Origin of the sequence: Nocardia sp. NPDC059177 (genome assembly GCF_042755165.1) — a bacterium.
In the GTDB taxonomy this organism is placed as follows: Bacteria; Actinomycetota; Actinomycetes; order Mycobacteriales; family Mycobacteriaceae; genus Nocardia.
This window is the reverse complement of record NZ_JBHZBX010000001.1, coordinates 272,181-286,905: the sequence shown is the minus strand read 5'-3', so window position 1 is coordinate 286,905 and position 14,725 is coordinate 272,181. Positions and strand designations below refer to the sequence as shown.

The 14,725-nt window shown below is 66.4% G+C and carries 12 protein-coding genes; 5 read left to right on the top strand and 7 right to left on the bottom strand.

The genetic code is table 11. The annotated features are described in order from the left end of the window. Positions 1–11 precede the first annotated feature (11 nt). Complete coding sequence (nrdE, locus tag ACFXK0_RS01245) at positions 12–3,368, top strand: class 1b ribonucleoside-diphosphate reductase subunit alpha (RefSeq protein ID WP_379407626.1); 3,357 nt, start codon at positions 12–14, stop codon at positions 3,366–3,368. A gap of 358 nt (positions 3,369–3,726) precedes the next feature. Then, complete coding sequence (locus tag ACFXK0_RS01240) at positions 3,727–4,194, top strand: NUMOD3 domain-containing DNA-binding protein (RefSeq protein ID WP_379407625.1); 468 nt, start codon at positions 3,727–3,729, stop codon at positions 4,192–4,194. Positions 4,195–4,203: 9 nt separating this feature from the next. Here ACFXK0_RS01240 and ACFXK0_RS01235 read toward each other — a convergent pair whose 3' ends face one another. Beyond that, positions 4,204–4,635 (bottom strand): RDD family protein, encoded by a 432-nt coding sequence (locus ACFXK0_RS01235; RefSeq protein ID WP_379407624.1) that lies wholly within the window; start codon positions 4,633–4,635, stop codon positions 4,204–4,206. Between the two features lie 83 nt (positions 4,636–4,718). Here ACFXK0_RS01235 and pnuC point away from each other — a divergent pair, with 83 nt between their 5' ends. Both pnuC and ACFXK0_RS01225 read left to right on the top strand, forming a co-directional pair. Further along, positions 4,719–5,372, top strand: coding sequence for a nicotinamide riboside transporter PnuC (gene pnuC, locus ACFXK0_RS01230; protein ID WP_379407623.1), 654 nt, complete (start codon positions 4,719–4,721; stop codon positions 5,370–5,372). Then, positions 5,369–6,415, top strand: a complete 1,047-nt coding sequence (locus ACFXK0_RS01225) for an AAA family ATPase (protein ID WP_379407622.1) — start codon at positions 5,369–5,371, stop codon at positions 6,413–6,415. Before pnuC ends, ACFXK0_RS01225 begins: the two co-directional genes overlap by 4 nt. A gap of 92 nt (positions 6,416–6,507) precedes the next feature. Here ACFXK0_RS01225 and ACFXK0_RS01220 read toward each other — a convergent pair whose 3' ends face one another. From ACFXK0_RS01220 to ACFXK0_RS01210, 3 genes are all read right to left on the bottom strand, one after another. Beyond that, entirely contained in the window at positions 6,508–7,971 is a 1,464-nt protein-coding gene (locus ACFXK0_RS01220) for a cellulase family glycosylhydrolase (protein WP_379407621.1), read from the bottom strand. A gap of 198 nt (positions 7,972–8,169) precedes the next feature. Continuing rightward, the gene (locus ACFXK0_RS01215; RefSeq protein WP_379407620.1) at positions 8,170–8,643 is read right to left on the bottom strand and encodes an RDD family protein; all 474 of its coding nucleotides are present in this window, start codon (positions 8,641–8,643) and stop codon (positions 8,170–8,172) included. Between the two features lie 36 nt (positions 8,644–8,679). Beyond that, complete coding sequence (locus tag ACFXK0_RS01210; RefSeq protein WP_379407619.1) at positions 8,680–9,672, bottom strand: LLM class F420-dependent oxidoreductase; 993 nt, start codon at positions 9,670–9,672, stop codon at positions 8,680–8,682. A gap of 491 nt (positions 9,673–10,163) precedes the next feature. Between ACFXK0_RS01210 and mgtE the strand changes: the two genes are divergently transcribed. Continuing rightward, complete coding sequence (gene mgtE / locus ACFXK0_RS01205) at positions 10,164–11,606, top strand: magnesium transporter (protein WP_379407618.1); 1,443 nt, start codon at positions 10,164–10,166, stop codon at positions 11,604–11,606. A gap of 2 nt (positions 11,607–11,608) precedes the next feature. Here mgtE and ACFXK0_RS01200 read toward each other — a convergent pair whose 3' ends face one another. The 3 genes from ACFXK0_RS01200 to ACFXK0_RS01190 all read right to left on the bottom strand — a co-directional run bounded on the left by ACFXK0_RS01200 (position 11,609) and on the right by ACFXK0_RS01190 (position 14,583). After that, on the bottom strand, positions 11,609–12,589 hold the full coding sequence (locus ACFXK0_RS01200; RefSeq protein WP_379407617.1) for a peptidase: 981 nt from the start codon (positions 12,587–12,589) through the stop codon (positions 11,609–11,611). Between the two features lie 115 nt (positions 12,590–12,704). Continuing rightward, positions 12,705–13,616, bottom strand: a complete 912-nt coding sequence (locus tag ACFXK0_RS01195) for a hypothetical protein (RefSeq protein WP_379407616.1) — start codon at positions 13,614–13,616, stop codon at positions 12,705–12,707. 115 nt (positions 13,617–13,731) lie between these two features. Further along, positions 13,732–14,583, bottom strand: coding sequence for a peptidase (locus ACFXK0_RS01190; protein ID WP_379407615.1), 852 nt, complete (start codon positions 14,581–14,583; stop codon positions 13,732–13,734). Between the last annotated feature and the right edge of the window lie 142 nt (positions 14,584–14,725).

Below are 14,725 nucleotides of genomic sequence, written 5' to 3'. Positions count from 1 at the left end.
AGCAGGCCGCGGTGCGCGCCGACGCGGGTGAGGTCCTCGACTACCACGCCCTCAACGCCATGCTGAACCTGTACGGCCCGAACGGCGAGATCCAGTTCGACAAGGACCGCGAGGCGGCACACCAGTACTTCCTGCAGCACGTCAACCAGAACACCGTCTTCTTCCACAACCTGGACGAGAAGCTGGACTACCTGGTCGAGGAGAACTACTACGAGACCGAGGTGCTCGACCAGTACAGCCGCGCGTACATCAAGGCCCTGTTCCAGCAGGCCTACGCCAAGAAGTTCCGGTTCCCCACCTTCCTCGGCGCGTTCAAGTACTACACCTCCTACACCCTCAAGACCTTCGACGGAAAGCGCTACCTGGAGCGCTTCGAGGACCGCGTCGTCATGGTCGCGCTCACCCTCGCCGCCGGCGACGAGGTGCTGGCGAGCAAGCTGGTCGACGAGATCATCGACGGCCGCTTCCAGCCCGCCACCCCCACCTTCCTCAACTCCGGCAAGAAGCAGCGCGGCGAGCCCGTGAGCTGCTTCCCGGCGGGCACGCCGGTGGACACGATCGACGGTCAGCGGGCCATCGAAACATTGCAGCCCGGTGATCAGGTGCTCTCGCACGACGGCTCGTACCGTGCGGTGGAAGCTCTGATCGAGAACCCGAATGATCAAGCGCTGGTATCGATCTCCCACTTCGGCCACAGGGAGCCGATTCGCTGCACCCCAGAGCATCCGATCCTCGTCTGGACCTCGCGCGATGTCGAGACTCTCATCGAGGGTGACGGCGCGGATCCGTTCAACGGGTTCGTGTGGCTGGCCGCGCAGGATGTGCACCCCTCTGATTTCATCGTGACCGCGGCGCCGCTGGGTGAGCGCGAGCGGCGCACGTTCGATCTCATGGACCATGTCGGTGAGGGCGTCTACGAAGAGGTCGACGGTGCGATCCGTAAGGTGAACACCGATGCCAAGCATCGCAACAAGCAGCGCCACAGCCAGCGGTTCATCGCGGTGAATCGGCACGTGGAGGAGTCCTACGAGCTGGGTCTGGTGCTCGGTTGGTATGTCGCCGAAGGGCATGTGTCCAAGCGGTCGGGTGTCGATGGGGTGCAGCCGAATGGTGTCCACTTCACTCTCGGAGCGCACGAGGTCGAGTACCACGTCGAGTTGGGCATGGCGTTCAAGCAGGTGTTCGGCGTCGATTTGTCCCTCCGCACGAACCACTCGGACCACTCCACGCGGATGGTCTGCAACAGCAAGGTCGTCGCCTCGCTACTCATGTCGTTGGCAGGAACCGGCTACGGCGCCAAGCGGCTCACCCACGATGTTCTGACCGCTGACGAGGATTTCCAGCGCGGGCTGCTTGCCGGACTGTTCCGTGGTGACGGGTGCAGCACCACCGGTGGGATGATGCTCGACCTGGTCAACCCTGAGCTGATCGACCAGGTGCAGTTGATGCTGCGGCGTCTCGGCATCGTCTCGGTCGTTCGCCAGTACGTCAACCAGGCGGGCAATGTGACCGGTCAGGTGTTCGTGCCCGGACTGCCCGGCACCAATGAAGATTTCATCTTCGATATCGGCAAGAACCTGCAGAACTACGTTGGCCGTAAGGGCGTGAAGCGCACGACCTACCAGGTGGTGCACGGCCGCCACGTTTACGGTGTCCGCGCGATCGAGCGCACGGCCGAGACGCCGGAGAAGGTGTACAACCTGCACGTCGAAGGCACGCATACCTATTCGATTCGCGGCACTGTTGTGCACAATTGCTTCCTCCTTCGCATCGAAGACAACATGGAGTCCATCGGGCGCTCCATCAACTCCGCGCTGCAGCTGTCCAAGCGCGGTGGCGGAGTCGCCTTGCTGCTCAGCAATATTCGTGAGCACGGGGCGCCGATCAAGAAGATCGAGAACCAGAGTTCCGGTGTCATTCCGATCATGAAGCTGCTGGAGGACTCGTTCTCCTATGCCAACCAGCTCGGCGCGCGGCAGGGTGCGGGCGCGGTGTACCTGCACGCGCACCACCCCGACATCTACCGTTTCCTCGACACCAAGCGCGAGAACGCGGACGAGAAGATCCGCATCAAGACGCTGTCGCTGGGTGTGGTGATCCCCGACATCACCTTCGAGCTGGCGAAGAAGAACGAGGACATGTACCTGTTCTCGCCGTACGACGTCGAGCGCATCTACGGCAAGCCGTTCGCCGATGTCGACGTCACCGAGAAGTACTACGAGATGGTCGACGACAAGCGCATCCGCAAGTCGAAGATCAAGGCGCGCGAGTTCTTCCAGACCATCGCCGAGCTGCAATTCGAATCGGGCTACCCGTACATCATGTTCGAGGACACGGTGAACCGGGCCAACCCGATCAAGGGCAAGATCACCCACTCGAACCTGTGCTCGGAGATCCTGCAGGTCTCCACCCCGTCGGAATTCAACGATGACCTGTCGTATTCCAAGGTGGGCAAGGACATTTCGTGCAACCTGGGTTCGCTCAACATCGCCAAAGCGATGGACTCGCCGGACTTCGGCCAGACCATCGAGACCTCGATCCGCGCGCTCACCGCCGTCTCGGACCAGACCCACATCTACTCGGTGCCCTCGATCGAGCAGGGCAACAACGAATCCCACGCCATCGGCCTGGGCCAGATGAACCTGCACGGCTACCTGGCCCGTGAGCGGGTCCACTACGGCTCCGAAGAAGGTGTGGACTTCACCAACATCTACTTCTATACCGTTGTCTACCACGCGATCCGGGCCTCGAACCTGATCGCGAAGGAGCGCGGTAGCTGGTTCGGTGGTTTCCCGGAGTCCAAGTACGCCTCGGGCGAGTACTTCGACAAGTACACCGACCAGGCGTGGGAGCCCAAGACCGACAAGGTCGCCCAGCTCTTCGCCGACGCCGGCGTGCGCATCCCCACCCAGGACGACTGGCGTGAACTCAAGGCCTCGGTCATGGAGTTCGGTATCTACAACCAGAACCTGCAGGCCGTCCCGCCGACCGGTTCGATCTCCTACATCAACCACTCCACCAGCTCGATCCACCCGGTAGCGTCGAAGATCGAGATTCGCAAGGAAGGCAAGATCGGCCGCGTCTACTACCCGGCCCCGTACCTCACCAACGACAACCTCGAGTATTACGACGATGCCTACGAAATCGGCTACGAGAAGATCATCGACACCTACGCGGCGGCCACCCAGCACGTCGACCAGGGCCTGTCACTGACGCTGTTCTTCAAGGACACCGTCACCACCCGCGACCTGAACAAGGCTCAGATCTACGCTTGGCGCAAGGGAATCAAGACGCTCTACTACATCCGTCTACGCCAGTTGGCCCTCGAGGGGACGTCCGTGGATGGCTGTGTTAGTTGTATGCTATAACGATTCGGTAACAAATACGATAGCAAACTCGGTATGGGGGTCCGATGGGCAAGCCGCGTTATGGCGTCATCTACGGAGTGCGTCTCCGTACTGAGTTTGACTATCGGTATATCGGACTGACTACGAAGTCGGAACTATACGGCTCCGCGAGCATTTTCAAGTCGCTCGCGCTGGTCGGAAGACTCCCTTCTATGATTGGCTACGCAAACAGAATCGCGAAGATGTCATTGCCGACGTCCTCGATTGGGTCTATGGACTGGACCGGCTAGGGCGTGCGGAGATTGATTGGATCGCCTATCTACGGAGAGAGGGTCAGCCGCTTCTCAATCTGTCCGATGGCGGACTCGGTCCAGCAGGTGTGATCTGGACTGCGGAAATGCGGGAAGCGGCTCGGATCCGGGCGACTGGCCGTCCGGGTGTGCACAGGTTCGGCGAAGAAGCTCCGTTCTTCGGGCACAATCACTCGGCTGAACAACGGGCGAAGTGGTCGGCCGAACGCAAGGGAACCTACCAAGGTGAGTTGAATCCGAACTATGGGAAGTTCGGTCCTGCTCACCCCGCATTCGGGCGTGTGGTCTCAGAGGAAACGCGTCGGCTTCTGTCCGAGCAGAAGATGGGCGCGAAAAACCCGAACTACGGACGGACTGCCAGCGCCGAGACGCGGGCGAAGATGTCTGCAGTTCAGAAAGGCCGACCGAAGCCGTCGAGTAAGCGCAATGCGCATACGCGCCACCACACGAACAAGGGCGTGTTCAAACCGTCGTGCACGTACTGCGTCGAGGACCTGGCGAAACCGCAGGATCCTCAACCGGAGACCGAGAGCTGAACGTGTTCGTCAGGCGACGTCGCCGAAGAGGTCGAAGCAGGACCAGCCGCCGCGGAACCATTGGGTGGTGAGGTACCAGAGGGTGGGGTGGGTGCCGTCGGCGTGGCGGAGTTGGAGGCCGAAGGAGCACTTGCCGATGGTGGTGCGGGTGAGGCGCTGGATGATCGTGCGGTGCAGGAAGGATGCGGTGAGCCAGGCGGCGATGCCGTAGAGGACGGCGGTCGTGCCGGAGGCGAGGTGCCAGGCGGTGGCGCCGATCGCGGCGTGCAGGGTCATGTCGATGACGAAGGCGGTGATCACGCCGGTCTGGTCGCCGTCGGAAGTGGCTCCGGTGAGCGGGAATTCGTCCCTCGGGGGAGTGGGCGCCGTCGCCGACCTCGGTCGACCGTCGGCGTATCCATGGTTGCGTGCTGTGCGCCGGGGCGGTGCTACCTGGGTCATGCGACCCAGCGTGGCGGATACCGCTTAACGAACGCCGGGTGGCGACCTTGTCGCCGGCTCTGTTATTGTCAGATCGACTAATAGTGAAGTTGGGGGAGCACGTGCTCGATCTGATCGCCGCCTTGCAGCGGCCGCTGTTCACGCTGCTCGGCACGCCGGTGAGCTGGACCGAGGTGCTCGGATTCGGCAGTGGCGCACTGTGTGTCTGGCTCGTCGCGCGCCAGCACATCGCCAACTGGCCGATCGGCATCGCCAACAATGTGTTCTTCATCCTGCTGTTCACCCAGGCCGGCCTCTACGCCGACGCCGGATTGCAGGTCGTGTTCATCGGGCTGGCCGCCTACGGCTGGTGGACGTGGGTGCACGGATCCTCGCGCACCACACCGCTTCCCGTGCGCCGGACCACCCGCGTCGAATGGTTGCTGCTGGGTACCGGCGGGGTGCTCGCGACGGCCGCGATCACCGTGCTGCTCGATACCGCCACCGAATCCACCGTGCCGTTCTGGGACGCGCTGACCACCGCCCTGTCACTGATGGCGACCTACGGGCAGTGCCGCAAACGCCTGGAATCGTGGTGGCTGTGGATCGCGGCCGACCTCGTCTACATCCCGCTCTACGTCTACAAAGGGCTGAATCTGACCGCCCTGCTGTACCTCGGGTTCCTCGCGTTGTGTGTGCGTGGGCTGCTCGCGTGGCGTCGTGATGTCATCGGGGCGCCGGTGGCGGTGCCCGCGTGACGGCCGACTTCGCGCACGGTCTGGTGCTGGGCAAGTTCTATCCGCCCCATGCCGGCCACCACCACCTGATCCGCACCGCGGCGGCGCGGTGCGAGCGACTCACCGTGCTGGTCTGCGCGTCGTCGGTGGAATCGATCCCGCTCGCCGACCGCGTGGCCTGGATGCGCGAAATCCACACCGAGCCAGGAGTTTCCGTCGTCGGCACGATGGATGACGTGCCGATGGACATCACCGACCCGGACATCTGGGATGCGCACATGGCGGTGTTCCTCGCCGCCGTGCCCGAGCCGGTCGACGCGGTGTTCACCTCCGAGTCCTACGGCGAGGAGCTGGGCCGTCGCTTCGGCGCGAGGTCGATCTGTGTCGATCCCGACCGGCGTCGGCACCCGGTGTCCGCGACGGCGATCCGCCGGGATCCCGTCGCGCACTGGGAGTTCCTGTCCGCGCCGGTGCGGGCGGCGCTGGCCCGGCGGGTGGTGGTGCTCGGTGCCGAGTCGACCGGCACCACGACCATCGCGAAAGCCCTCGCCGCACACTATGAGACCGGATACGTGCCCGAGTACGGACGCGAGTTCAGCGAGCGTAAACTGGCCGCGCTGGGTCCCGGCGGGCACTGGTCCCAGGTCGAGTTCACCTCCGCCGAGTTTCCGGTGATCGCCGCGCGTCAGCAGGAGACCGAGGACCTCGCCGCGCGGGTGAGCGGCCCGGTCCTGATCTGCGACACCGACTCCTTCGCGACCTCCATCTGGCACGAGCGCTACCTGGGTTTCCCCCACCCCACCCTCACCGCGGACCGGCGACAGCACCTGTGGTTGCTCACCGACCACGAAGGAGTCCCCTTCGAGGACGACGGCCTGCGCGACGGCGAGCACCTGCGCCCCTGGATGACCGAACGATTCCGCACCGAACTCACCCGCACCGGACGACGTTTCGTCCTGCTGACCGGCACCCACGACCACCGCCTCGCCACCGCCGTCGCCGCCGTCGACGAGCTGCTGGCCGAGGGCTGGGCTCTCGCGGACCCACTGCCCGAGAGGCGATGATCCCGGAGCCGGTGGCCGAACGATGCTGATCCCGGCGCCGCACGGTCGAAACGGCCTCTCCGGACTACCGGGTCAGCGACGGAGGTGGCATCTCAGCCCGCGGAACCGGTGAACCAGGGGAATCCCGATGCCGATCCGCTGCTGCCGGCCGACCCGGTGCCGCCATCGGCGGGCAACTCCACGCCCGTCGACCCCGGCCGATGGATGCGGACCGTCACCGGCGCGGTGCCGTCGGCTTCCACCGTCACGACCCGCGCACCTGCCGCCGAGGTGACCCGGCCGCCGGTGACCAGGACTTCGTAGTCGTCGGGATGGAACAGGTCCGAGACGTAGATCTCGGTCGGCGCCGACGCAGTGCGCGGACGATACCGGTAGGCGAAATCGCCGGTGCTGGAATCGAACACCATAGCTTCGGGTGTGCCCGCGGTGGCCTGGGGATAGGTGCGGACCAGTTCGCGGCCGAGGTCACCGCGGAACGGGTCGCCGTCGGCTGCCCGGTAGTGCCAGTAGTGCCAGCCGATGAAACGCTGATCGGCGCGAGTGGTGGTGTTGCGCAACACTGTCGGGTCGCCGTCGCCGAATTCGGTGACCATGGTGGGGATGTCGGTGCGGTCGGTGAACGAGTCGATGTTCGACCAGGTCTTGTCCTGTTGCACCGGGCACACTGCGCGCAGTTCCTCGGGGAGGCCGAGGTAGATGGCGAGCTGGCTGGGGATGCAGTAGTCGTGCGGGGAGAAGACGATATTCGGGCTGGTGATCGGCGGATTCTTGCCGAGGTGGCTCGGCATCGTCTCGTTCCAGGTGACGTTGGGTTCCCAGAACACCGGCACGGTCGTATTGCGCGCCCGCACGGCATCGGTCAGACGCTGTAGTGCGCGTTGGTATTTCGCGTCGAAGTCGGGGCAGCCGTCCGGGAAGCAGGTGAGAAACGGTGTGCCCGGCCATGGTTCGTTCAGCAGTTCGATGCCCAGCACGCTCGCGCGCCCGTTCATTCGCTCGGCGAGCGCGCCGAGGGCGACCCCGAGATGATCGAGCACGCCGTAGGTGTTGTTCCAGACCCCGTCCCATCCGGCATTCATGCTCGGCATCAGGTAGTACAACGGAAAGCCGGGATTCGGTTCGCCCTCGGCGGGCCTGGCGCGGATCGCCCACTCGGGAAACCCGTTGCCGCCCCAGATCTCCGACAGCCCGTCCTGATGATTGTCCAGCAACGTGTAGATCCCGTGCGCGGCAAGGGTATCCACCACCGCTTCGACCCGGTCGAGATATCCGGTGTCGACCACGCCTTCGGTCGGCATCAACCCGTCGAACGACACCCCGAGCCGCACCGTGTTGAACCCGTGCCGCGCCAGCAGTGCCGCCGACTCGTCGGTCAGCGTGAATCCGTCACCGGGCATCAGGTACGGCGCGTCCTTGTCCACGGTGTTCACCCCGTGCAACAGCACGGTCCGCCCGAACCCGTCGACCAGCGCGGCGCCCTGCGCGTGCAACGGTGTGAGCCCGGCGCCCGGTACGGCCGCGACGGATCCGGCACCGGCGGCCCCGATTCCCGCCACCAGTGCCAGTGCCCATCCATCGAACGGCTCGCCCGGCGCCACCCCGCGTCGCTGTCCCGATCATCAGTATCCCTCGATCCTCAGATGGACATACGTTCAATTGAACACATGTCCAAGTCTGTTGGCGAGAGAACATAGCCGGAGTGCGCGGGTGTGGTCAAGGACACAGCCGCGTAATCGGATACCGCCGAGCCGAACTCACGGCAGCGAGATGACCTCGACCACCGCTTTCCCCAGCGTGCTGAACCAGCGCAGCACCAGTCTCGCCAGCGACGGAGAACTACCGTCGGGGTGCCGCAGCCGTAGCCCGAACAGCGCGTAGCCGAGCGTTGCCCCGGTCAGGCGCTGGACGATCGTCCGATGGATGAACGAGGCGGCGATCCAGACCAGCAGCCCGTAGAGGATCGCCATCCCAGGGCCGAACGGCCGCAGCGCCAGGCACGCGACGACGCCCAGCCCGAGGTGGAGTGCCCAGTCGGTGAGCACCGCGAAGACGACGGCGGCTGCCGGTGTGCTGCCGTCGGCTCGGCGCGCGGACAGACTCGTCGGGCGCGGTGCCGGGTTGCCGTCCTCGGCGAGCACCGGCCCCAGCTGCCGCGAGCCGTCGGATCGTCGTTTGTATCGCTTGTCCAGCGCCGCCGCTTCGCGCCACCGTGCCCCCGGATCGTTCACACCCGCCAGGTTATGGCACCGGCGGGGCGGCCGCGGTCAGCGCAGGGCGGGGATCACCTCGCGTTCGAAGAGTTCGATGCCCGAGGTGTCGTAGGCCGCCTCGGGGAAGTTGACGATAGCGTAGGCCAGGCCGAGATCCTTGACGGCGGAAAGGCGTTCGGTGATCTGCTCGGGTGTGCCGACGGCCGCGCTGCCGGCGAACTTCTCGGTGACGCGGGTTCGGGCCTCGGCGGCGCCGAGGGCGGGGGTGAAGCGGTCGACGATCGCCGCGAGGCGGTCCTCGACCTCGGCCTCGGTGGAGCCGACGACGGCGTCGAAGTTGGAACTGCGGGTGATCGCGGCGAAATCGGTGCCCACATCGGCGCAGTGTTCGGCCAGGATCTCCGACTTGCGGGCGAACTCGGCCGGGTCGCCGCTGAAGTTGGTGTAATCGGCGTACTGGGCGGCGATACGCAGCGTCTTCTTCTCGCCGCCGCCCGCGACCCAGATCGGAATACCGTTCTCCTGCAACGGACGTGGGTGCACGATGGCATTGTCGACCTGGTAGTACTTGCCGTCGAGGGTGGCGCGCCCGGTCTGCCAGGCCTGCCGGAAGATCTGCACGCCCTCGTCCAGACGGCCCAGGCGCTCGCCTGCCGTCGGGAAGCCGTAACCGTAGGCGCGCCATTCGTGTTCGTACCAGCCACCGCCGATGCCCATCTCCACGCGCCCGCCGGAGATGAGGTCGACGGTGGCTGCGACCTTGGCCAGGTAGGCCGGGTTGCGGTAGCTCATGGCCGTACACATCTGGCCGAGCCGCACGTGCGTGGTGGTGGCCGCGAACGCCGACATCAGCGTCCAGGCCTCGTGGGTGGCCTCGTCGGTGGGGACGGGCACGGTGTGGAAGTGGTCGTAGACCCAGATCGACTCCCAGTCGGTGCCGGTGTCGAAGCGCTGGGCCAGCTCGCGCATCACCGTCCATTGGTCCGCCGGTTCGATACCGACCAGGTCGAGTCGCCAGCCCTGGGGGACGAAGATGCCGAAGCGCACAGGATTCTCCTGAAGTGTGTGTGACCGGAACTGCTGCCCCCACTGTGGCGACTGGTACGGCTCCGGGCAACTGTTGTGCGCGCGGCGCGCCGAATTCTGGACCTGCACGGATTCGCCGGGCGGCCGGGGGTGGTGTGATCGGTGCCACTGTGGCCAGTGGTACGACAGTGCCAAGGTGAAACACTTGAGGATCGCATGTATCCTGCAGGTTGACGGGGTGCCCGATCGGGTGCTCCCTGCGATCTGCGCGGCGAAGGCCGGCAGCGACGACGAGGAGGTGGTGTTGCCATGCGCAGCGAGCCCCCCAGTCGAAGGCCGCGCGGCGTCGCCCCTTCGTCCTCGTACTGATTCCCGGCCGGTTCGCGCCGGTGGTGCGTGATGGTCGTGGTGGTGGACGCCCGCGGTGTGTGCCACCGTTTCCCGATCCACCCACGTAGCATTCCCGCGGCGTTGCCGCAGGCATGCGCGCTTGCGCGTCAGAGGACTGTCCCATGTCGCAGATCGATCTCATCGAAGTCCGTCATGTAGCCGCCGATTCCGTTGTGCCCGAACCAGTTACGTCGAAAGCCGCCGAAGACCACGCGGTGACCGAGGCGCTGGCGATCCTGTCCGAGTCCGTCCGCGACATCGTCGAGACGCACCGGGTGGCCGGCGCGACGGACTGGCTGGAGAACCGCCCACCGCACGTCATCGCCGACGCGCTGGCCCGCATGGACGCGGTGCAGGCGGGCGTGGTGTTCCGCCTGCTCGACAAGGACCGCGCGATCACCGTGTTCGAGGAACTCGAGCCGGTCGACCAGCAGCAGATCCTGCAGGGCCTGCGGGAGAAGAGTTTTCGCGATCTGGTCGAGGCGATGGATCCCGACGACCGGGCGCGCATGCTGCGCGAGGCCCCGGCCAAGGTCGCCAAGAAGGTACTGGCCGGGCTGAGCCCGCGCGAACGCCGGATGACCGCCGCGCTGCTCGGCTACCCCGAGGGCTCGGTCGGCCTGTACATGACGCCGGAAGTCGTCGCGCTGCCGGACAATCTGACCGTCGCCCAGGCACTGACCTGGGTGCGCGCCAAGGGCGCCAACGCCGAAACCGTCTACACCCTGCCGGTGGTGGACAACGGCCGCCGGCTCACCGGCATCGTCGAACTGCGGGAACTCGTACTGCACGCGCCGGACGCCTCGGTCGCCGAATTGGTCGTCACCGAACCCGCCTTCGTGCGGGCCACCGATTCCGCGGAGAAGGCCGCGCGCCTGATGAGCTCCACCAACGACATCAACCTGGTCGTCGTCGACAGCGAGGACCGGGTGGTCGGGCTGCTCACCATCGACGACGCGATGGAGGTGCTCGAGGCCGCCGACAGCGAGGACGTCGCCAAGCAGGCAGGTTCGGCGCCCTGGGAAGGCCACTACATGGCCGCCGGGGTGTTCCAGCTGGCGCGCTACCGGGCGCTGTGGCTGATGCTGCTGCTGTTCGCGGCCACCCTCACCGTCAGCGTCACCGACGTCTTCGCCGCGACGCTCGAGCAGGCGGCCAGCCTGGCACTGTTCATCCCGCTGCTCATCGGCGCGGGCGGCAATGCGGGCGCGCAGGCCGCGACGGCGTGTGTGCGGGCGCTGGCGGTCGGCGAGGTGCGGGTCTCGGACCTGTTCAAGGTGATCTGGCGCGAATGCCGGGTCGGGCTGGTGCTCGGCGGCATGCTGGCCGCGGCCGGACTGCTGATCGGCACCCTGTTCGTCGGTCCGAAGATCGCCGTGGTCGTCGCGATCACGCTGGTGATCATCTGCGGCTGGGCCGCGACCATCGGCGGCACGATGCCGTTGCTGGCCAAGCGGATTCGCATCGACCCCGCGGTGGTGTCGGCACCGATGGTCACCACCCTGGTCGACGCGACCGGGCTGATCATCTACTTCACCACCGCCAAGCTGGTGCTGGGAATCTGAGCTCAGCGCTCGGGGAAGAGTGTCAGGGCGCGGGCCATCACGTCCCGGGCGACGTCGTCGGTCCTGGCGACCACTTCGACCACCGGGATCCGCCTGCCGAACGCCGTCGACTCGGCCGGTAGTTCGGGGCCGACGGCGGCGGTGAAGATCGGGATGGAACTGTCGTAGACCGACACCGACCGGTGCACGGTGCGGCCGTCGATCTGCTCCTCGGTGCTGTTGGCGGCCAGATATTCGGGCACCCGGTAGTCGTAGCTGACGGTGATCTTCTCGCCGCGATAACTGAACAGGCACTGGGTCAGGCGCTGCTCGTCGCCGGGCACGGTGCCGTCGAGCTTGCCGCGGACCGTGCACGGGTCGGCGCCGAGCAGCACTGTCGGCACGGTGTCGGGGGAGGTCCCCTGCGGTGGGGACTGGCGCCAGCGATCGATCATGCCGGGCAGCAGCCCGTCGGCGACCGCGCACGGATCGGTGCCGGGCGGGGTGGACAGGCCGAGATAGAACACCGCGCCCGCCGGGAAGCGGGCGGTCGCGCCGCACGATCGCGGTTCGCCGGTGTCGCGATCGGGGACCAGCCGCACGGCCACGTCACCGATCTGCTTGGTCACGCCCTTGCCGCCGGTGCCGAGACTGGGCAGCAGCGTCGCGTGCCAGGTCAGGGTGGTGCCGTCGCCGGGTTCGTCGCTGCCGAGGACCGCACGGCACGAATCCAGGCCGACGGTCACGCTCTGGACCTTGCCCAGCTTGCCGAGTTCGGAGCGCGGCAGTATCGCGCACACATCCACCTGCCGGGTCGCCTGGGCGACCTCGTCGCGCTGCGCCTGATCCTGCGGGACATGCGACCAGAACTCCGGCGGCTGCGCGGGGATGACGGGTGCGGGCGGTGGCGGCAGCGTGCCGTAGTCGGGCGGATCGCCCGCGTCGTCACCGCACGCGGCACACACGAGCAACGCGGTAGCGGCCAGCATGATCTTGCGATACATCGGCACCCCTGTCCTCGGCAGACCCGGGCCGGACCACGCGCCCGACAACCGAGTCTGCCCGTGGCGGCAACTCACGCGCAAACATTATGGCCCGGTCGTTCTCAGAACGTTGTGCTCAGTTCAGGAACGCGAGGGTCTCCCGCATGACCTGCTCGGCGACGGCGGTGTCGGCGGTGACCGTGACGATCGGGACGCGGGGGCCGAGCAGGGCGTCGCTGGTGCCGGCGGCGAGGGCGGGGCCGACCGGGGCCGACAGCGAGGTGATCGAGGGCATCGCCGACTCGGAGCGGTAGACCTGCCTGGCGCCGACGGTGAAGGCCGGGATGTCGTCGCGGACTCCGCGCTCTTCGCGATAGTCGAAGCTGATGATCGCTTGGCGCCCGTCGATTGTCAGTGTGCACTGCGACAGGTTCTGATGGTCCGGTGGCACCGTGACACCGATCAGCGGGGCGGCCGCGCACGGGTCGGCCCCGCTGAGCACGGTCCGGTCGGAATCCGGCGAACTGCCCTGCGCGGGTTCGGCACGCCAGTTGACCAGCGCGATCCGCAGCAGCGATTCCGTCTTCGCGCACGCGTCCTCGGGTGCGCGCACACTCATCGACAGGTAGGCACCCGAGACGAACTGGGCGAACGCGTCGCAACTATCGCGCAGGGCCGGGTCGGTGGCGGGCTCCTCGGCGTAGAGCGTCCGCACGTCGCCGAGTGCCCGTTCGGTCACCGGACCGTCGCCCAGCCCGTACTCACCCGCGAACATCGCCCCCGCCGTCCAGGTCACGTCGACCCCACCCGCATGCCCGTCGACGGCCATATTCGCCCGGCACTGCTCCGGACTCACATTCTCGACTTCGCTCACCACCCCGAACGTGCCCAGCGAGTCCCGCGGCAGCAGCGCACACACATCGATCGCCCTGACCTTGCGCAAGACCTCGAGCTTCTCGGCATCGGAATTCGGTGCGGCCGACCAGAATCCACCGGTCGGCAGCGAATCCGCGGCTCCGGAACTCTGGCAACCGGCGGCCAGAAACACCGCTCCCACCATCAGCGCGACCCGCCACCCCGCCGATCGAGCCGTGCGACGTCCTCGGTTCCGGGCCTCATCCGGCCGGACGGTTGTCATGAGCTGACGCACGTGATTCTCCTGGTCAGGCGGCGGGGAACAGGGGCAGGACATGGCGCATCACTTCGGCGGCGACATCGGTGTTGTCGGCGTAGACGTTCACCACCGGAACGATGGCACCGCCGAACCCGGTGGTCCCCGGAGGTTGGTCCGGGCCGACCACGGCGGTGAGACTGCGATCGACGGTGTAGACGGTGCGGCCGTCGACAGTCTGCTCGTTCTTGCTCAGCAGCGTGCGTTCCCGGTGCTCGTAGCTGACTATGACGTCGACTCCGCGATAGTTGAATCCGCAAGCTTTGAGCGTCGGTGCCCCGAGCGGGGTGGCGCCGTCCAGACGATCGCGTACTGCGCAAGGGTCCGCGCCATGCAGGACGGTGTGTTTCGTGTCAGGAGAGGTGCCCTGCGGTGGTGTGCTCATCCATTGCCGCATCGCATTGCCCGCGAGCGCTTCGAGGCGCGCGCACGCGTCGAGTCCATCGGGGGTTGTCGTCTGGAAATAGATTGCCGCACCGGCAGGGAACTTCGCGGTGGCATGGCAGGTCTGCTGAGTCCCACTCCGATCGAGATCACCAGGCAACACCGACAGATCGGCCGCGCCGAGCTGGGTCACCGTGGTCCCGGCCTGCTGTGGGGCATCGGTGAAAACCACCATCGACGCCCACGAGAGTTTGTCCGTGGTGCCGTCCGGCGACGCGAATTCGACCCTGCACGAATCTGTTTGATCGTTGTCGACGGTGCGCACCGTACCGATCGAAGCGAGTTCGGCACGCGGCACCAACGCACAGACATCGATGAGTCGCGACCTCGTCGCGACCTCGGCGCGCTGGGCGTCGGTCTGTGGGGCTGTCCGCCAGTAGGTGCCTTCGATCGGCGGCAACGGTGTGGCTGTGATCGGTGCTGTGACGGGTCCGGATTCGGTAGCGCAACCGGTCAGCGCCACGAGTGCTGCCGTAAGAACCGGTGCGATGGCCACGGTGAGGCGGCGAAGCATCAAGGATTCCCCCTGTCACGAGTGCCCG